The organism is Microcoleus sp. D2_18a_D3 (genome assembly GCF_036702455.1).
GTDB lineage: Bacteria > Cyanobacteriota > Cyanobacteriia > Cyanobacteriales > Microcoleaceae > Microcoleus.
On sequence record NZ_JAUBTK010000087.1, the window covers coordinates 12,935 to 33,241 of the forward strand.

The following is a 20,307-nucleotide window of genomic DNA, read 5'->3' on the forward strand; positions in this document are numbered from 1 at the left end:
GGGGGAGGGTTTTTGATATGGTTGGTTTTAGGCAGTAGACCTCTTGCAAAAATAGCTGGAACGGGCTCTCCGGCCCGTCCCACAAAAAGTTTTTTCTCTTGTGGGATGGGCCGGAGAGCCCGTCCGAAAATTTGATCGAAAGGACTTTTGCAAGAAGTCTAGTGATGGTTGATAAAACCCGCCGCCACGATTACAAGCTGTATCGATCGGCTAAATCTCTCGCTGCTTGTCGGTGTTTTTCTACCAAACTCGGCGGGGAAAGCACTTGGGCGCTATCCATATATCTGTTCACCCACAGACTAAATTCGTTCAAGGAGCGATCGGGCAAATCGATCTGATAATCTACATAAAGCACTTTGCCAAAACTATCCCTTGGGCCTTCCTTAATCTTTTTTTGTCGCGGATGCCGCCGATCGCCCTCTAAGATAAATCCAACTACTTTCTCAAAAAACCGCACTTTCACTTTTTGCAACTTCAACGTTCCCTCCAATTCGGCCTGCTGTTGCTCTGGATTGCCCAAGAACAGCCCCCAGCCGTTTTTTAACAACTTTTGAGCTATTTTCAAACGCTGTTCCTGTACGGCTATACCACGCCCTTCTACATCGATAATTTCGCAGCAGTCAGTAAAGCGATTCACCCGTTCTACGCTCAAATGCCCGTTGTTGCAAGATTCGCAAATCAGGTACCAAGCGATATCGTGATAGATCAGTTGCAGGGGCCAGATGCGCCGGAAACCGACTTTGCCTTTACCGTAATAATCGCTTTGACGGTAAAGTTCGATCGCCTGACCTCGAACAATTGCTGTTTCTACGATGTCTAGTTTGTGAAATAGGGTATTCCGATATTCTTGGCGATCGAGCATTTCTACAGGATCGGTGTAGATAATCGCACGATTTAGGTGTTCGCGAACGGGATAAAACAATTTACCTTTGAGTTCGATATCTAGTCCGCGCAACCGTTTAGTGAGTTTTTCGCAAATTTGGCGGGCTTGGGGATTTCCTTGATATTTGGCTTGAGATGCTATTGCTTGAAATGCGAATAGTAGTTCTTCGCGATTCATTGCGCCGGTACCGAGATAATATCCGAAGCGATACATTCGTTTGTCGAGGATTCCGTAGTGGCGCAAAGTTTCTAAATCTTTGCGAATTGTGGGAGTTGCGGGATAGTTTTCGGGAAATTCGATGTTAAATTCGGCGGCAATTTTCTGTAATTGACATTGAACTTCTAGCAAAGCATCGTGATATTTACTGTCGGATGTTTCGGTGTCGGAGTGTCCGATTCCGGGATGGTTTACTAATGTGGCGATGAGGAGCATGATGCGATCGAACGTTAGTTTGTCGGCGTAGGGGTGAGGGGTTGGTTTTTTGGCCATGATGGGTGGATGGGGTAAAATGCTGAAAAGTCAAGTAAAAGACAATATTGACATAAAAATATAGAAAGGTTGAGAGACTATATATTGACAGAGCTTTAGGCTTCGCAAAAAGTTTGATAAATATTGTGAATCTGAAGACATGAAGCTGGCTCGGCTGATATATTGAGTTGAGTAGAACTTAAGCAGTTAGCGACTTGGGACACTACCAGCAGCATTCAGGTGGGCATTGCCCGCCTTAAAATTGAATTTATGCCTGCATACACTGCGATCGCCTTTGCCCCCGTTCAAGGCTTTATCGAGAAATCCCGCAAACTCCGAGATTTATTTGGGGCTTCACTGATTCTGTCTTATCTGAGTTACAAGCTAGTAAAGCAAGCCGAAAAATCAGGTTTAAAGGTCATTTCTCCGGGTGCCCCGAACATCCAAAAAGGAATGCCCAATCGGATACTTCTGAAAGGCAAAGGGGAATTTTCCAGGAATGACGTGACAAATACCCTTCAGAAGTCATGGCAAGAAATATTAAATGAATGTCGAGTTTGGATAGAACGAGAAGTACCTCCTAAAGAGGAATACTTTTGGCAGCAAGAGTGGATGCGATGGGGTTTGTACACTTGGGAGATATTTTGGGGACACGGAGATTCGATAGAATCTGCGATGAAGAATCTAGAAACTCGCAAATTGCGTCGTGATTGGACGGCAATTAACTGGATTGGCGACAGTTCGAGTTTGACTGGCACAGATGCGATCGCCTGGCCGCGTTTAGGTTTAGAACATCGAGAACCAGGGCGGCAGCTATCCGATACAGAAAAAGCTGAACTTAAGGATTTCTATCAACGTCTTTCCTGTGTCTTAGAAAATCTTCCGCCAGATGGCGAGCCCGAAGGAAAATTTCTTGCACCTAATGAAAGATTGAGCATTCCTGAGTTAGTCAAGCGGTTAGTTACTCGCAACGAAGATATTGCTAGAAACATTGGGATATCTCCGCTTGAAGCAGGATTTAGTGACATTATTCGTGAACCAGAACACTGGACTGGCTGGTTTATGGGAGATGGCGATAAAGTTGGCAAAAAACTTCAGGAAATTGCTCAAAAAGAAGGAGATGAAGGTCTAAAAAAGTTTAGCGAGGCCATGCGGGCTTGGGGAGAAAATTTTATCAAGAATTTCCCCAAAGACCAAGGGCGGATTGTTTATGCCGGCGGTGACGACTTCCTCGGTGTAATTTACAGCAGCAAACCCGAAAAGCCCCCAGAACCTATAGAGGCATTAGAATGGTTAATGGGATTGTCCGATGAATGGAAAAAGCACGGACAGGATATTAACCTAAGTGTTGGTTTTGTTTGGGCCGGTCATAGTGTGCCGCAGCGAGATATTCTTCAACACTGTCGGGAAGCCGAAAAACGGGCGAAAAGTTTGGGGCGCGATCGCGTTACAATTCGAGTAGTTTTTAACAGCGGTCAATACGTGCAGTGGACTTGTCCTTGGGATTATTTGCACATTCTCAAACAATACAAAGACCGCGACGGCAAAAGCTGGGAGCAAAAGCCCAACTGGAGTCATGTTTACAAGGATTTAGCTCATCTCAAAAATCGTCATGCTATTAGTTTTAATCCCAAGGAAAACAGCGCCGATGATGAATTAGCTTTGGCTCTTTTTCAACTTTACTTTCAAGACAAGAAGAACTTAGAAAAAAACTGGAAGCCCATCGTCGGCGATTACCCAAATTCAGAAAAATCCAAACAAATTATTTACTGGATTAGTGACCTAATAAATGTGGGATGGCAGCTATGTTCAAATATCTCATCACTATAAGTCCTTTAGGATTTATGTACGGGAGTTCTGGCGGATTTTTATCGCCCGAAAATCTAGTCGGACGTTCTGGGGCAAAATTCCCTCCAGAAGCAGCTACTCTCTCCGGTCTATTTTTCAGCACCAACAAAGTTAAGTCCTATATTTCTCCAAAACAACTTAGTGATAATTTGTTTGTCGCTGGCCCCTTCTGGGCAAAATCAGACGATCCTGAATACTTTTACGTCCCCATTCCTTGGCACAAAATTATTTCTAAAAAAGGCGTGGATGAATGGAAAATGCAATCGGGGAAATGGCATCGCGAATCTGAAGATTTAGATCCTGAGTATAGCTGGCAAACCGTTAATTCTTGGGTAAATAAGACTGCTACCATTAAGAAAAATGGCGATGTTGCTGATATTCCTTGGAAATACGTCCCCATCTTGCACCCCAAAACAAAAGATGACGAACGCTGTACTTTAGCAGAAGATGGTTTGTTTCTGGAAAATTCCGTGCAGATGGATGATGAATATTGTCTGGTTTATCTCTCAACTCATCCTTTAGCAGATGGTTGGTATCGCTTTGGTGGCGAAAATCATTTAGTAGAAATCAAGAGCGTTCTACTGGATGATGACAGTCCAATTGTCAAACTTTTACGCCAACCAATTCAGCGCTCATTTGCTTTGATAACACCGGGAGTTTGGGGTTCTAACAAGTTTTCATACCGCTATCCTAAAAATGACGATTTCTCCCAAAAACGACCGGATATGCTCACAGATAAACCCATTTCCTATCGCTACCGCGCGAAAGGACAAATGGGACGGGGACGCTATGCAGTTCCTCCCGGAACTGTCTACCTTCTCAGAGAACCTTTAGATAAAACTTGGTGGGAATTCCCCGAAAATTGGTTTCCAAAAGAAGGTTTTAGTCTGAAACAAGTTGGATGCGGTTTGTGTTTGCCCATTGAAATTCAAGGAGTTGAATAATGTACAAAAAAGCTTACGGTATTATTGAAACCCTTGCTCCTGTTCATGTGGGAGCAACGGCGGGTGAAGAAAGCGGCAACTTAAACTTAATTTTCCGCGACCAGTTTACTCAAACTGGCATTATTCCCGGTAGTTCGATTCGGGGCAGATTGCGATCGGAAATCCGCCGTAGTCTGGGAGAAGCTGAAGCTAATAAATGGTACGGTCAGGAAGCAGAATCCGGGAAACCAGACAGTACCACTGAGTCTGTAGTTAAGTTTGAATATGCTTCGCTGCTGTGGTTGCCAGTATTTTGTCCCGGTCAACCAATTGTCTGGGTAACTTGTCCTCGCTTGCTGAAACGCTATCAGCGAATTGCTGGAGATTATGTCAAGCTAAAAGATGGTACATCTCTCAAATCAGCTAAACCTCCAGCTAATTATACAGGTTCTCAAACCTTAAAAGCTCTCGACATAAATGGCAAACCAAAGCTATTTTTTAACTTTGGGTTTTTAACTGTTGAGACAACTCAGGATTTGTCTGCTTGGTTTCCTTTAGGAGAGGAATTGCCAGCCGTTGTTGTGGCTGACGATGAAATTGCCATGATTCACGATATGGCCTTATATCGTCAGAGTCGAGTTGCTTTAGACAAAGAGGAAAAAAAGGCTAAAAAAGGAGCTTTCTTTAATACAGAAGCTTTGCCAGAAGGCACAATTTTAGTATTTCCGATCGCCCTCAAAGAAAACCAAGAGACATGGCAACCTTTTGGCGCTTCTACTGGCACAGACATTTATCTCGGCGGTTTAGAATCAATTGGTTTCGGTCACTGCTATCTAACTTTAAAGGAGGTATAATTTATGGCTTGGGAATCTTACAAATTAGACCAAGAGGCTCACGATTTAGTTGTCAAATATCGTGACAAAAAAGACGCTCTCAATCAAGCCTACAAAATGCGCGTTGCAGTTGCTTACGGTTTAGAGAGATTTTGGGGAGAACAGTTTCGGTTAATCAAAGATCAAGATAAAGCTGATTATTGGCGGGATACTTGGAAGGCGCTAGTCAAAATTATGGCCAATGCGGGTGTTAAAATTCCCAATGATAATGTCAGTTCTGACGATACAGCAGCCATTAAAATTATGGCCAATAAATTGTGGGATTTTCCTGTAGAACAGCGTAAAGTAGCTATAGCTGTGCTGACTCAACTTTGTGACAGTATGGTGTGGTGGACTCAACGTTATAAGCCTACTAAGAATAATGGCAATAATGGAGGTGAAGAAGATGAGTGATAGCGATCGCGTTCCTTTGATGTTTCGCTCTCAATTGGAAGGAAGGGGCAAAATTCAGTACGCCGGCGATGCTGGTCCCGCTTCTGAGTGGGTGGAACAATGGTTAGAATGCTGTCCTCCCGTCCCCGAAAGCGCCGATGAAAGCGTTCCCCTCTACAAACGAGGTCGAACTAAATCACCCGTAAAAATGCCTGAATTCGGGCAAGGAGTGGAAACAAAACCATACACAATTAGCTGGCGTTTAGTTACAAACAGCGGACAAGATGAAGACGTAATTCGACCCATAATTGGCGCCAAAGGTTTGCCATTTTACCCTGGTTCTAGCATGAAAGGCGCTTTTTGGCGATCGTGTCCTCCAGAAAAGCGACAAAAATATTGTGGAGGAGAAGTTGTAGAGGACGGACAGCGCACTACAAAACCGGGAATTTTACGCTTTCACGGCGGCTTCCCCGCTGATATGTATTGGGGAGAAAAAGAGCGTTTAGTCGATGTCGTTCACTCTCAGCAAAAGCGCCAAGTGATGGAAAATGCCGTCACCAGCGCTAACGTGCAAATCTCGCTTTATCAGTGTAAATTAAAATTTGGTATTTCCAGCAACAAGCAGCTTGGAAAACAAGAATGGGACGAAATTTGGCAAATTTGGGAAAAAGCTTTAGGGCACGGAATTGGTTCTAGGGTAAGTGCAGGCTACGGCCGCATGGCAGAGGTCAAAAGTGCCGATCGCATCTTACTTTCGGTCAATTTGAGCGGCTGCGGGTTAACGTCCCAACTGCTGAATAAAACCCCAGAATTTCGGCACAATATGTTTAAAGCTGCCCTGCGGGGTCATACTTTGCGGTTGTTGGCTGGGGTCACGGATGTTAATACAACGCAACTGTTAACGAAGAAACTTTGGGGAGGAATTGGTGAAAGAGGCGATGATACAGGGGCAATTATTGGGCAGTTGGGGATTAATTTTACTGCTGAGGAGCTCGATTTTGGTGAACACACATATTATCCGCGGAGGAATCCGGTTGTCATGCCTACCTACGATTTACAGGCAGGAAGGCTGGACATTCTGAATCTAAATAATACGTATCCGCAGAAGGAGTTAAAAAAGTTTGTCACTTATTTAATTAAATTTTCTCTCTTGCTTGGCGGTTTTGGCAAGTCGTGGCGGCGAGCCGATCATAGCCTGTTTTTCCCAGAGTATTTCAAGAAAAATGACAAACCCGCGATCGGCTGTCACTGGAAGTTTAATGAAAGTTCAAAGGATTTGTACGTCACGGCTGCTAGTGATGACCTCAAAAACATTACTAAATTTCTGGCAGAGGGTCAGCAGAGAGCAATAGAATGGTTAAAAGTTAATAATTTAGAACCAAGCCGTCACGCTAATGATTGGCGCGAAGTTTGGCATCCCGATAAAGTAGAAGTTTGGGGAAGAATTGCTGAGGACAAAAACAGCAGCGAAGCAATTTACTGGTTTCACCGTGCATATTCAGGAAGTCAGTTAATTAAGAAAACTGATTTGACGGGACAACTCAATAATATTGGTCGCATTTGGCATCGAATGTATCCTCGCTATCACAAAACTAGAACGGGAGAATTGAGACAAAAAAGGCAAGAGTATGTAGAACTTTTGACCATTTTTCCAGATAAATCGGACAAGACTCAAGATTTTCTTGAGTTTTTACAGAATCAGAGCGACTTTATCAAACTTTGGCCAACTGAGGAATAATTATGAATATCTGGATTGTGACAACTGGCAGCAGCGATGTCAAACTCAAAACTGATGACAATTGGGGGACTTTGTTCAAAAAGGTCAGAAGTCAATTATACGATCGCCGTTTTGTACCTACACGACCGCCGAATACTGATGATGACGAACCTTTCATTGTACCAGCTAGAGCGATGGGGATGGTTTATGGCAGCCAGTTAACAGATGAATATTATCAGGATTTGCACTTTCCGCTTCTTGATGCTTTTTCGGCAAAGCTGTTAGAGAAAGGTAAAACAAATCCTGACAAAATAATTTTGATTGTGACCGATCAGGAAGCGGTTTTTGATGAGGAAGATAGGAGATTAGAGAAAAGTCCTTATTGGCAGGATACTTGCACGCTCAAGCCGATATTTGAACGATATTTTCAGAAAAACTTTCCTAAAGTTCAATCCATTGATTACTTAGAATTGAAACCTAAATCCAAAGATGAGGGATTAGATAGTTGGAATAAAGCACTGTTTCTGGTTCAACAAGCTTTGTCTAGTTTGGATTTAGATAAAAGTGCAAACTTTTATGTCAGTCATCAAGCTGGAACTCCAGCTATTTCTTCGGCGGTTCAATTTGAAACATTAGCAAAGTTTGGTAAAAAAGTCAAGTTTTTGGTTAGCAACGAGTATGAACCAGATTTAGCCAAAAAGGGTGATTTCATAGAAAGCTCTACTTATTTGCAGGGGATGCAAGTTCAAGAAGCAAAAGCGCTATTGAGTCGTTATGACTATTTGGGAGTAGAGCGCCTTTTAAAACCTTACTGGAAAGATTCTTCCGATCCGCTATTGCTGGAAATTCGTGATTTATTAGCAATGGCTGTACAGTGGAATTTTGCTAAGTTTGAAGATTTTGGTAAGGCTAGGGGAGATGTTGCAAAGGAGCGTTTGAATCAGTGGTGGTGGACTGGCTATGAGGCTGCTTATTTAGGAGTTATCCGTCTTAGACAGGGTAACACCGTTGAGGCTCTATTTCACAGTTTTCGCGCTGTGGAAGGATCGATCAAAGAATGGGCATTAGAAAAGTATAAGCCACAAATTAAATACTCTAATCCCAATCAACCAAGTACAGCATATATCCATGATGTAAATCTGCCTCAAAATTTACGGCATTGGTTTAATGCAAATAAAAATGATAAGTACCATAGTGTGGGTTTGTTTGGTAAATCACTATTTACTTTACTTGAAAACTCAGATCGAGATAAATGGAATCAAAATTCTCACATTCAAGTAGTCGCTGCTAATACTATGGATGAAAGAAATTTTATTTTTCATTCCTTGCGTGGCTTGCAGGAAAAAGACGTGTTCAAGGCTTGGAATACTGATAGTCGAGAACAATGGGAAGCTAGGGTTTTAGGCTGTTTGAATTTTGTTTCACAGCAAGAGTTTGTTTCGTTAAAGTCGGCGAGTTTGATGGCCAAAGTGCATGATGAATTAGAAAAGTCTATCGCACATTACGAACTGCAAAAATAAAAGAAACCGGGTTTTTTCGACGGATAACAAACGCCGTCAAAAGGTACATGATTTGCTCAAAGGTTATGGGACTTGGGTGCAATATTCGACTTTTGAATGCGTGCTCAGTAAGAGGAAGTTTACGGAACTTCAGAACAGACTTAGGAGACTGCTGGTTTTGACAGAGGACAGTATCCGGTTTTATCCGCTATCGAGTCATACCTTGAGTCAGGTGGAAACTTGGGGTGTGGGCCCATCGATTACTGAGTTGCCGAAGTCTGTGATTATCTGAAACTTGCGAGGGGGTACGCAAATCGCTAAAATACTGATTCTGCGGTTTACCCCCTCGATATATTGCTGGACAAGGGTTTCAGCGATTTTGATCCGGAGATGGGCGGCGTTTGTCAGGAAAATTTTCGACCCCCTCGCAAACTGCCTGTAGACATCTTGCGCTGTATGAGGTTTAATGTGGAGGACTCCCCACTCGTTGGGGAAACTAATTGAATGGAAACTCGTTTAGCTCTAGTAAGTAGTGAGTTATATCCATTTTTCTCCCCACTCGTTGGGGAAACTAATTGAATGGAAACTCTACATATTCTACTCGTTCTGTTGGATGAGTCATTAACCTCCCCACTCGTTGGGGAAACTAATTGAATGGAAACGTAATGGTGGAGTAGGTCTTCTTCCTTATATTCAAAAGTACTCCCCACTCGTTGGGGAAACTAATTGAATGGAAACTTTAGCTTGTTGAATAGCTTCTAACATTTCTTTCTCAACTCCCCACTCGTTGGGGAAACTAATTGAATGGAAACTATAGAGACTTCTTTTAGATTGGATGAATTAGAAACTCCCCACTCGTTGGGGAAACTAATTGAATGGAAACTTCTCTAGTGAACCAGGATCGTTGTACAGATTCCTCAAAGACTCCCCACTCGTTGGGGAAACTAATTGAATGGAAACGGTTGACGCTGCTATCAGAACCAAATTACTTATAACGGCTCCCCACTCGTTGGGGAAACTAATTGAATGGAAACGATTTAGTACGGTTCATTATGCGAGGTACGTACTCAGAGGAACTCCCCACTCGTTGGGGAAACTAATTGAATGGAAACTCTTCCTCTGACTCTATTGGTTTAGGAACAATTGAACAAACTACTCCCCACTCGTTGGGGAAACTAATTGAATGGAAACGGCTTCCTTTATCGAATTGTTCATTGTTGAAAGCCTCAACTCCCCACTCGTTGGGGAAACTAATTGAATGGAAACGCGATTTCAATAATCGCATCCCAGACTTCCCAACCTGAAGCCTCCCCACTCGTTGGGGAAACTAATTGAATGGAAACATTCGAGCTATTGACAAATCGGGGAATATATCAATCCCACTCCCCACTCGTTGGGGAAACTAATTGAATGGAAACATAGTTAACTTCCTATCATCTAAGTCGCAAGTAATTTGACCTCCCCACTCGTTGGGGAAACTAATTGAATGGAAACATCTAATCTGCTAGCGTCTACCGGGTTTAAATCCTTAACTCCCCACTCGTTGGGGAAACTAATTGAATGGAAACTTGAATGTTTTAGTTGTCACCATTTGACCGTTAACAACTTTATCCTTAGACTCCCCACTCGTTGGGGAAACTAATTGAATGGAAACCTTTATCTTTAGCGTTCATCGCAAGAGTAAAATTCCAAAGTCTCCCCACTCGTTGGGGAAACTAATTGAATGGAAACAATTCTGGAATCGTTAATTGAACAATTTCAGTTTTACTCCCCACTCGTTGGGGAAATTAATTGAATGGAAACGCTAAAACAAAATTAGTGGAAGTCTTCTATTAATGCGACAGTTTAAGGGAAACCATAAATAGCTGTTGACAAAAGACTAGATTTCTAATAGTCTAGTTTTGGGGGGATGCCTTTAGGGGACGCCTCTACCGCATAGAATAACGTCTTTAAGGCATCCTCCTATCCCCCAGCCGAAGGGTTACGGCACTCTCTAGCAAGTTAAATTGTCACTGGCTAGAAATAGGTAGTTAAGACAAATTTAGTCGAAGTCTCTATTAATGCGGAATCGAAGGAGGCTTCGACTCCACCCGACATCGCAAACAGAAATTAAAAAATCAGAGCCTTGTGTAGTGCCAAAAGCTCTAAATCTTTAACCTCTGGAAAACTCCAAAGACAAACTTTTACAACTCAAATTTCTGCAATCAATCCTAGTTGCGAAGAATTAACAAGCACAAAAAAAGCCCCATAATCGGGGCAAAATATAACTATTCTCATTCGTTGGGTGGGGGCGGGTTTATTATATTTTTGGTTTCTGACATAGATGGTTGGTGAAACCCGCCCCTACGATAATTTGGGCACACACGATCGCTTATTTTCGAGCTATTAAAACCCAATCGTCTGCTGTTTGGAAAATCTCAGCATTCTGCAAACCTAAATGTTTTAAAACTGGTTGAATGGAAACAACCGATCGCAGCCACGGAAATTAACGTTAAACACTCCCCACTCGCTGGGAAAACTAATTGAATGGAAACAAATAGATGTGTTTACTCAACTAGCAAGAATAGAAGGAGGAAACGATTAATTGTAGATGAAAGTATTAATAATGCTGGAGTTCATTTAATAGAGACAACTAATAATCGGGAAGCTTATAGTCAGATGTTGGAAGAGAATTTATAAATATGAGACAAATAATTCGAGATATATTACTATCCAATTCTTTTATAGCTAATAATCAATTTGTTATAGGTATTATAGGTTTTGCATTATTTCTCCTGGTTCTTTTAGGAGTAGTAATAATCTCTTTTACGAGAGACTGAACCTAAAAAAGTGATAGTAGAATAAGAAAAGCTAACCCCCGGAGGTAGAGTAGGTAGTCTCCCCACTCGTTGGGGAAACTAATTGAATGGAAACGCTCGACATCCTCAAGTTGGGTGGGGGCGGGTTTTTGAGATTGTTAGTGTTTCACATAAATTGTTGGTGAAACCCGCCCCTACACGCTATCGTAGGGGCGGGTTTTACGAATAATATTTAATACCAGCAGACAATCTAGATAAACCCGCCCCCACCCAACCAATAACCTAGATTAACCTGATGTGCGATCGAATGCAAAGAATATTGATTCGGATTTGTCGTTGGGCAGGGCGGGTTTATTTATTTTCTCAATTAGTGGCAAAAATGGTTGGTGAACCCGCCCCTACGGTAATTGCGGGCGATCGAGATTTTTTGTCGGGCAGGGCGGGTTTATTTATTTTCTTAATTAGTGGCACAGATGGTTGGTGAACCCGCCCCTACAATCATTTTTCAGGGGCAATTTCTTGATCTACTTGTTCAAAATTCACTTTATTATAGATATCTGCCACAGCAATTTCAAAGGATACTGAAGCAAGCGCGATCGTCTCATCCGATTCATTGTACTCAGCAAACGACCATCGGTTCTTATCCATCTTAGAAAAATGTTCGATATATCTCCGATTTTGGTCGATCAATAAGTATTCTTCAAGAGTGGGAATTGTGCGGTATCCCTCAAACTTTTTGCTGCGATCGTATCCTTTAGTTGAATATGACAAAACCTCAATAATTACCCTGGAATTGGTAATCGTATCGGTGCGGTTATTATAATACTCCGGCTCCCCACATACTACCATTACATCGGGATAAGTATAGATGCGCTTCTTGGGTATCCACAAGCGGACATCGCTCATGAAAACTCGATAGTCGAGCTTTTTGAAGGCAAAATTTAGTTCGGCATAGAAATTGCCAGCTATTTGATTGTGATTGGTAGAGCCACCGGCCATAGGAAATATTTCACCGTCAATGTATTCGCTTTTGTAGTCAGCAGCTTCTTCTAGTGCTAGATATTCCTCGATCGAGTAGTATCGTTGTTCAGTAAGTTGCATAGTTCTATTAGAGAGCATTTAACTGAGGCTTTTGTTTAGTGTAACATTTTTGGGTAAGCTTTTTAAGGTTGAGTTTGTGTAGGGGGTTTTTGAGATTGTTGGTTTCTCATATATAGCCATTCTAAATCATTTGCATAATTCTTGTAGGGGCAAACCCCCCGTGGTTGCCCAATCTCTCGGAGGGCGGGCACGGGGGCACCGCCCCTACAGATTGCATGAGTGATTTAGACTCGCTATAGATAGTTGGTTAAACCATCTTCTACGTTAATTTTTGGACAAACACGATCGCTTATTTTCGAGTTACCAAAACCCAATCGTCCGCTGTTTTCACAATCTCAGCATTCTGCAAACCTAAATGTTTTAAAACTGGTTTTTCTAACAGAAAATAAGGTTGAGGAAGAGTTTGCCATTTCTGTTTGAGCGTGGGCGCGTCGGCGACAATAACTTGGCGTTGACTATAAAAATTCAGCGATGGACGGCCCAAGCGGTGAGAAGTAAACACTTGTTGACCCGCCGGAGTTCCTGTGCGGACAATTTCGGCGATCGGCTTAACCGGATAATCCTCGCCCAGTTCCCAAACCCAGTTATCTGAAGCCATCAATACCAACAGCGTCAGGTAAGTTCCCCAAATTAAAACTAATATAAACTGCCGGTCTTTGCGGTGCAGCAACACAGCCGCCATTGTCATTGTCAAAGCTACAAACATCAGCATTAACTGCAAATCTCGCTCTGGAGGCGCAATTTGTCCCCCGATCCGTACCCAGCCACTGAAGTACACGCAACCGACGACAGCAACTACACCCAGCATTGCCAAAATCGCGGGATGAGGCAACAAAGAAATCGCATCAAAACGTTCTTCTGCTTCCTCTTTGATCGGCTCTGGCGGCAGCCACAGTTGCTCCCAAACTTCAGCGAGATAACTGCCAACAGCAAGAGCAAAAGCTGGATAAATTGGCAAAACATACCACGGCAATTTAGTAGTCATCACAGAAATAGCCAGCAGATATACTCCAGTCCAAACCAATACTAATTTTGGCCCGGCAAAACTGCGATTTTCCCAACTCAGACGCAGCCCTTGTAGCCAAAATAACTGCCACGGCCAAGCTAATTTTAAAATTTCTAAAAGATAATACCAAGGCGGGCCTCTGTGACTGCTCACAGGTTCCGAAATGCGCCGGAAAGATTCGTTAATTAAATTAGTGTGGATGAAATATTGGCCGTAGTGCAGCCATTGGGCAAAATACCAAGCAGCTACTGGCAATGTTCCGATCGCCAATCCGCCCCAAAGATACCCAGAAGTGAGGAGTCGCGGGGTATCCCAAACCAAAAAAATACAGCCGATCGCAGCCAGCAGCAGCCCCAACATCACGCCCTTAGTCAGGCAAATGAGTCCGAACCCAATTCCCGCGCCCAAAGCGTAGCGCAAGTCGCGGCGCGATCGTAGCAAACACCACATCGCCACCAGCAAAAAACACAAAACTGCCCCATCCAACATCGCCAAACGTCCATGCCGCACCACCGGTAACAGCGTCAGATAAACGAGGGCAGAAAAAATGGCGATCGAACGCTGCGGAAACAACTCCCTGCCAATGGCGTAAAGCAAGGGCACTGAAGTCGCTGTCAGCATCGCCGGTACCAACCTCGCCGTCAATTCGCTGACACCGCCTGCTGCAAAACATAGCCCGATTAGCCAGTGTACCAGCGGCGGTTTGTTCAAATAAGGCATAGAGTCGATCGTCGGATACAGCCAATTTAAGTGGCCGCGCCAAATTTCGCGACTTACCTGCGCTGCAATGCCTTCATCCCAATCCCGCAAAGCCACGCCGCCCAGATTCAGCCCGAAAATCAGCACTGCAGCCAACAGAAAAGCCAGCATCCACACTTTGTCTGTAAAGCTGTCATTCCAGCGATTTTTCGGTTTGCGGCCCAGGAATGGAAAGATTTCTGACATAAGTTAAGAGAGTTTTGAGCGTCCCAAACTGAAGGTAAACTTAGACAGCAGTTATTTGCGACTAGGAAAATACCGTCAGTAACGAGCGGGCTAAAGCCACGCTCGCTTGTAAGAGAAATCGAGCAAGCTATGCTGACCAGACCCCTCGCAAGAGGAGACGTTATTTAGGTCACGACACCGGCGAATGATCCGCCAGTTTTGGGCTCTGTCACCTGCGATTAAACAGTTTTAAAGTCACTGAAACAGTGTCGCAGGTCTAACAAGCCTTTATAACCAGGTCGAGGCGAACATTACCCCGCAAGGGAGACTGAGGCAACCATACCTCATCGGAGGGGCAACCATACCCCTCCAACCCGAAAGGGGAAAGATTCAAGGCGATTGAAATCGCCGAGTCGCTTCCCTCTCAGGACTGAAGTCGCGCTCGTTTCCCACTTACCGAGTTTTTTTATGAATTTGCCTGTAATTATAGATATTATCATTGGCTTAGTCTTTATCTACCTGACTTTAAGCTTGCTAGCTTCGGAAATTCAGGAACTGATTGCTACTGTTTGGCAGTGGCGGGCGGAACATTTAAAGAAGTCGATCGAAGTGCTAATTTCTGGAGGCAGCGAAGCCGCGAAAGATCCCCTGCAACTTAAGCGAGTCGGACAGTTAGCTCATTCGATTTACGCCAATCCGATTATCAAGGATTTGAATCAGGGAGCGAAAGGGCTTGTATCAGAGGGATTCCGCTCTGTTACGCACCGCATGGGGGATTTGTACCACGGAGTTACGGGTACTAAAAATGTTTTCGGCAATAAATCCAGTGGGCCTTCTTATATTCCAGCCGAGTGTTTTTCGGCTAGCCTTTTGGAGACTTTAAAGGTTTCTAGTTTGCTCAGTTCTATCTCTAAAACCCGATTGGAAAGATTTAAAGATTTACAATTAGCACAAATTCAACAGATTGGACAAAATCTGAGTTTGCCGGATGCTACTAAACCGATTATTGAGCAAGAATTTAGGTGGCTGACTGCGGAGTTCAATCGAGTTGTTGAAGATTACCAAAACAATTTAGCAAGTTTGAACAACAGCTTAAATCGGATGTCTGAAAAGCTAGGATTTTATATTAAGGATTCTCAGGTTTATCTACCAGAAACCGAGCTGGGAGGGAGAGAATTTCAGAGGCAGATGGCATTTGTGAAGGCTCGTTTTGACAGCAGAAATGAGCGGGTGGCGCTGCTAGGGCAACTACAACCTAGTTTCAGCAATCTGTTAAATACTGTTAAAAAAAGTCAAGAGTCGGCAGCAGAAATTATGGAACTCCAAGAGGAGAGTCCGATTTATCAACAAATTCAAGAAACCTTGGACAGTATGCCAGAATCTTTGAAACGCAGCCTTTATATTTTAGCGCAGCGCGCTGAAAAAGGCGGCGGAGATACTCAAGAGCAGTTGCAGCGGTTTCAGAAAGAAATTGAAATTTGGTTTGACCAATCGATGGAGCGTGCTTCTGGTGTTTACAAGCGGAATGCTAGAGGGGTAGCAATTTTGCTCGGAACTGCGATCGCTGTTGCTGCTAATGCTGATACCATTCATATTATTAATCGGTTGTCGAAGGATTCGATGTTGCGATCGACTGTTAATTTGTACGCTGAGCAGTTGGTGGAAAAAAATGCTAAGACTAAATTAGATAATTTAACAAGTCTGAGAAAAGTTCAAAAGGATGTAGATATAGCTTTGGATGAGGTAGCCCTGCCTTTGGGATGGAGCGAACAGAATAGCTTAAAACGAGATAAACAGAGGAATTTATTGTGGCCGGCTTTGATGGAAAAATTGTTTGGTTGGATATTGAGCGGTGTAGCTATTTCTATGGGGGCTGGTTTTTGGTTTGAGGCGCTCAACAAGATTATTAATATTCGCAATGCAGGGAAAAAACCGCCATCTTCCACAGAATCTTGATCGGTGCAGTTGCGAGGCCAATCTACTAAGTGTCATACCCTTTTAGATTTTAGATTTTACATGGGGGAATGACTGAAGACTATCGAGGTTTGAAGCACGGGCTTACAGTTGGATTCTTTTTTGAAAGTGGGATCACGGATAGGATACCGGATCGATCGGTAATTGCGCGTTTGCCGGAAGTAAGGGAAAACACGCAGAATATAAATTCCGTGCGATCGCGGATGGCAGTGCTGCAGAAATAGGGCAAACTGATAGATAGGTGAAATAAGAATGAGCGAAATAAATAAGGTCGCTGGCAGTTTCAGAAGCTCTGACTCCAAGGCTGTATCTACCGCTAAACACACTTTTGGAGGACGGAATATGTTGACTTCTTTAAGGGAAACGAGTCCCGCCTTGGAATACGCAAATTCCCCATCCAAAAGCTTTGTATTCAAGGACTCCAGCATCAATGAAGGTGGATATTTTGTTTCCAGAATTTTGGCTGGGGAATCTGACTGCATCGAGAAAATTACCTCGGCACTTCAAAAATCGGCCTCTATCCTTAGAGAGATTGACAAAGTTCGCACAACTTGTGATGGCAGCTCGAACCAAGTGCAATTAGGCTTTGTTATCCTCATTTCAGATTACCTAGAACCATACAAAAGTCAATTGCCAAAATCGCATAGTTATCTGACTCAAAACAGCGGACTTGATTCGTGTTATGCCGATCGATATAGTGATACACTCAGCAACGGCGGTGGGCGCGATCGACTGTTTGCTAATTAAGGAGAGTGATTTAATGCAGGGTATGGAACGTACCGAGGGCGACTGAACCCGAATACAATTGTAATTAGGAAGGCAGGCGCGATCGCAATCAACGATTTCGATCTGACTAAATCAGCAATCATATCAACTCCCGCTGAATAATTTGAATCACGTTTGTAGTGAGGATGGCAGTCCTCACAGTGTCGGTAGCACCCCATAAGCCAATTGATTTCCAGCGATGGGTTCCACTTAATATTAGACCGTTTTGACTGTTAGTAAATGCGACCAAACGTCCTGGTAATCAGTATTTGGGTGTATCGCAAACCTAACAGCTTCAAAGCATAGAGAATTCTTCAATATCTACATAATTCAGTTTTCCCTTGGATGAAATACAGCTAGGGAAACTCTAGTGCATTGTGCCTATACGTAAAATCTCACACTCAAATAAAAACTACTAAATATAAGAGGAGTTATTCGGGGGTGAATTACCTCCACTATTTCCGCATCCCTCAACTCAGCCTACTATTAGCAAAATAAGGTCAAAAAAAATTGGATAATAGAACCTAGATTTATTTCAAGATTCCCGATTAATATTGCGATCTATTCCCATAGATAGAGGCTCAAGTTTCCATTTTAGTCAAAATGGGAAATGCAAATGTCGAGCAAAATAAATCAATAAAAATATTTTTAAAATGACACCATTTCCAAATTGGATGTTAAGATATAATGAAATAAGCCTGATGAGATAACTCCGGGGTGTATCTACTAATAATGCCCTTAATGGAGTCTCCAATATGAGTTCTACATTCGCTCAAGTTAACTCACAATCTGCTTTTGAAAAACTGCCAGTGGGCTCCTTAGTCTTCATTGACTCCGGCGTGAAAGATTACGAGTCAATTGCAGCGGGAGTGCGGCCGGGACAGCAGGTAGTAATACTCGATAGCACCAAAAACGGCATCGAACAAATCACCTCCGAGATGGAAAAATACGCCTCTACTAACGGGGCGATAGACTCGGTTCACATTATTTCTCACGGCAGTTCAGGCAGCCTACAATTAGGCAATACCTCTCTGGGTTCCGATAACATAGAGCAATACAAAAGCCAGTTGGAAAAGTGGCAAACTTCACTAGCCCCACAAGCTGAATTTATGCTGTACGGCTGCGATGTAGCAAGCGGTACAGGTGCTAATTTCGTTGATCGATTCAGTCAATTAACCGGGGCTGACGTTGCGGCATCCACCAACATAACCGGCCGTAGCGGCGACTGGAATTTAGAATTTGCTAAGGGTCAAATTGAATCGGACTTAGCCTTGCAGCCAGAGGCGATGGCAAGTTACCAAGGGGATTTAGCTACGATCGTAGTAGCCAACAATAGCGATAGCGGGCCGGGTTCATTAAGGGCTGCGATCGCCAGCGCTGTTGCCGGCGATATCATTACCTTCGCCCCAGGTTTAGCGAGCCAAACCATTACCCTCACCAGCGGTCAACTAGATATTCCCGCTGGCAAAAACATCACGATTGACGGCGCCGCAGCAGCGGGTTTAACTATCAGTGGCAACAACGCATCCCGCGCGTTTTTTGTCAACGCCAACGTTGCGACTGCTACTAATTTTGTGGTCAAAAACCTCATTATTACTAACGGCAAAACTACCGAGCGAGGTGGCGCGATCGGCACAACCGACGAAGTAAACCTCACAGTAGAAAACGTTCAGTTCAACAACAACGTAGCCGATAAAGGCGGTGGCGCAATTTTCGGTAATTTCAACAATACCCTGACTGTTACCAACAGTAAATTCAACGGCAACGTCGCCACCGCAGCTAACGATGAACGCGGTGCAGGTGCGATCGGCTTTTTGAGTTTCAAAACTTTTACAGTCACCAACAGCGACTTCACCAACAACAAAGGAATTAACGGCGGGGCAATTAACAGCCTTCAAGGTAAGCTGACAATTGACAACTCCCGATTCATCGGCAACGACACCACAGCAGCCACTTTCGCCACAGGGCAGCCCAATTCTTTCTTAAGGGGTTTCGGCGGCGCACTTTATACCGATCGAGCCAGCAATCCGAGCGAAGCTTCCGGCACAATTAAGATTACCAATAGCGTATTTCAAGACAATAAAGGTCGAGGTGAAGGAGGCGCAGCTTATCTGTTCACCGGCAGCCAAGACAAGGTTATTTTGGAAAAGAGCACCTTCCAAAATAACGAAATTCTGGCGCTACCCAACGGTGGAAATGGTGGAAACGGTGGTGGGGTAACGATTTTGAGCGACAGCACCAACCAGGGATTGACCATTACCAACACCACCTTTGCGGGCAACAAAGCCAATAATCAAGGTGGCGGCCTGTGGATGCGAAATGCCCCTACTACGATTACTAACAGTACGTTTTCTGGCAACTCCACGGCGTTTGCTGCTGGTGATTTCAACAAACTCGGCGGTGCAATGACTCTTGGTGCACCCACAACCATTCTCAACACGACGATCGCCGATAATTCTGCAGGCTGGGTTGGTGGAGGTATCTTCGCCGCTGCCAATAATGTCACCCTCAAAAACACGATTCTTTCCAACAATACAGCGGCTAACGGAGGAAACCCTTGGGGCATTCAGCAACACGTCACCGCCCAATATAGCGATCAAGGAGGGAATTTTCAGTGGCCGGCCAAAAACCCCAATGACGGAAGCGATGTCAATGCGACGGCAAGTGTGACGATCGCAGACCCCTTACTTGGCCCTTTGCAAAACCTCAACGGCGCTTTAGTCAGGCCGCTGCTGACAGGAAGTCCGGCAATTGATAAAGGGATTGCCACCGGCGCACCCACTACGGATCAGCGCGGCGTGACTCGCCCTCAAGATGGCGACAGCATTCCAGGCGCGATCGTGGACAGCGGCTCTTTTGAATTGGGAGGTAGTGTCGTCCCCGTGCCAACTCCGACTCCGGCGCCAACTCCGACGCCCGCGCCGACTCCCACTCCGACACCGACTCCGGCGCCAACTCCGACGCCCGCGCCGACTCCAACTCCGACACCGACTCCGGCGCCAACTCCGACGCCCGCGCCGACTCCCACTCCGACACCGACTCCGGCGCCAACTCCGACGCCCGCGCCGACTCCAACTCCGACACCGACTCCGGCGCCAACTCCGACGCCCGCGCCGACTCCCACTCCGACACCGAC

The 20,307-nt window shown here is 44.3% G+C and carries 15 protein-coding genes and 1 CRISPR repeat array; of the genes, 12 read left to right on the forward strand and 3 right to left on the reverse strand.

Features of this window, described 5'->3' with window-relative positions:
- Positions 1-190 precede the first annotated feature (190 nt).
- Positions 191-1,372, reverse strand: a complete 1,182-nt coding sequence (locus tag QUB06_RS28300; RefSeq protein WP_333438100.1) for a WYL domain-containing protein — start codon at positions 1,370-1,372, stop codon at positions 191-193.
- Positions 1,373-1,621: 249 nt separating this feature from the next.
- Between QUB06_RS28300 and QUB06_RS28305 the strand changes: the two genes are divergently transcribed.
- From QUB06_RS28305 to QUB06_RS28340, 8 genes are all read left to right on the forward strand, one after another.
- Positions 1,622-3,181: a Cas10/Cmr2 second palm domain-containing protein gene (locus tag QUB06_RS28305; RefSeq protein ID WP_333438101.1), complete on the forward strand. Its 1,560-nt coding sequence runs from the start codon at positions 1,622-1,624 to the stop codon at positions 3,179-3,181.
- Complete coding sequence (locus QUB06_RS28310; protein WP_333438102.1) at positions 3,157-4,143, forward strand: CRISPR-associated protein; 987 nt, start codon at positions 3,157-3,159, stop codon at positions 4,141-4,143. The genes QUB06_RS28305 and QUB06_RS28310 overlap by 25 nt, the downstream gene beginning before the upstream one ends.
- Positions 4,143-4,976 carry a type III-B CRISPR module RAMP protein Cmr4 gene (cmr4, locus tag QUB06_RS28315; RefSeq protein ID WP_333438103.1) on the forward strand — a complete coding sequence of 278 codons (834 nt, stop codon included), beginning with the start codon at positions 4,143-4,145 and terminating at the stop codon, positions 4,974-4,976. The genes QUB06_RS28310 and cmr4 overlap by 1 nt, the downstream gene beginning before the upstream one ends.
- 3 nt (positions 4,977-4,979) lie before the next feature.
- The gene (locus tag QUB06_RS28320; protein ID WP_333438104.1) at positions 4,980-5,408 is read left to right on the forward strand and encodes a hypothetical protein; all 429 of its coding nucleotides are present in this window, start codon (positions 4,980-4,982) and stop codon (positions 5,406-5,408) included.
- A complete protein-coding gene (locus tag QUB06_RS28325) occupies positions 5,401-7,125 on the forward strand; it encodes a hypothetical protein (RefSeq protein ID WP_333438105.1) in 1,725 nt (574 codons plus the stop codon). Before QUB06_RS28320 ends, QUB06_RS28325 begins: the two co-directional genes overlap by 8 nt.
- Before the next feature lie 71 nt (positions 7,126-7,196).
- On the forward strand, positions 7,197-8,624 hold the full coding sequence (locus QUB06_RS28330; RefSeq protein WP_333438106.1) for a hypothetical protein: 1,428 nt from the start codon (positions 7,197-7,199) through the stop codon (positions 8,622-8,624).
- Positions 8,605-8,895: a CRISPR-associated endonuclease Cas2 gene (gene cas2, locus QUB06_RS28335; protein WP_333438113.1), complete on the forward strand. Its 291-nt coding sequence runs from the start codon at positions 8,605-8,607 to the stop codon at positions 8,893-8,895. The genes QUB06_RS28330 and cas2 overlap by 20 nt, the downstream gene beginning before the upstream one ends.
- 184 nt (positions 8,896-9,079) lie before the next feature.
- Positions 9,080-10,406: direct repeats of the CRISPR family, unit length 36 nt; unit sequence CTCCCCACTCGTTGGGGAAACTAATTGAATGGAAAC.
- Between the two features lie 1,290 nt (positions 10,407-11,696).
- Positions 11,697-11,885 carry a hypothetical protein gene (locus QUB06_RS28340; protein ID WP_333438107.1) on the forward strand — a complete coding sequence of 63 codons (189 nt, stop codon included), beginning with the start codon at positions 11,697-11,699 and terminating at the stop codon, positions 11,883-11,885.
- A gap of 14 nt (positions 11,886-11,899) precedes the next feature.
- On the opposite strand, the gene QUB06_RS28345 is transcribed toward QUB06_RS28340, so the two are convergent.
- Both QUB06_RS28345 and QUB06_RS28350 read right to left on the reverse strand, forming a co-directional pair.
- Positions 11,900-12,502: a Uma2 family endonuclease gene (locus QUB06_RS28345; protein ID WP_333438108.1), complete on the reverse strand. Its 603-nt coding sequence runs from the start codon at positions 12,500-12,502 to the stop codon at positions 11,900-11,902.
- Positions 12,503-12,791: 289 nt separating this feature from the next.
- Entirely contained in the window at positions 12,792-14,453 is a 1,662-nt protein-coding gene (locus QUB06_RS28350) for a glycosyltransferase family 39 protein (RefSeq protein WP_333438109.1), read from the reverse strand.
- A 447-nt stretch (positions 14,454-14,900) separates the two neighbouring features.
- On the opposite strand from QUB06_RS28350, the gene QUB06_RS28355 reads away from it, so the two are divergent.
- The 4 genes from QUB06_RS28355 to QUB06_RS28370 all read left to right on the forward strand — a co-directional run.
- Positions 14,901-16,388: a hypothetical protein gene (locus tag QUB06_RS28355; protein WP_333438110.1), complete on the forward strand. Its 1,488-nt coding sequence runs from the start codon at positions 14,901-14,903 to the stop codon at positions 16,386-16,388.
- 68 nt (positions 16,389-16,456) lie between these two features.
- Positions 16,457-16,630, forward strand: coding sequence for a hypothetical protein (locus QUB06_RS28360; RefSeq protein WP_333376816.1), 174 nt, complete (start codon positions 16,457-16,459; stop codon positions 16,628-16,630).
- Positions 16,631-16,748: 118 nt separating this feature from the next.
- Positions 16,749-17,153 carry a hypothetical protein gene (locus QUB06_RS28365; RefSeq protein WP_333438111.1) on the forward strand — a complete coding sequence of 135 codons (405 nt, stop codon included), beginning with the start codon at positions 16,749-16,751 and terminating at the stop codon, positions 17,151-17,153.
- Positions 17,154-17,926: 773 nt separating this feature from the next.
- Positions 17,927-20,307, forward strand: a 2,381-nt coding sequence (locus tag QUB06_RS28370; protein WP_333438112.1) for a DUF4347 domain-containing protein, incomplete at its 3' end; no start/stop codon positions are given.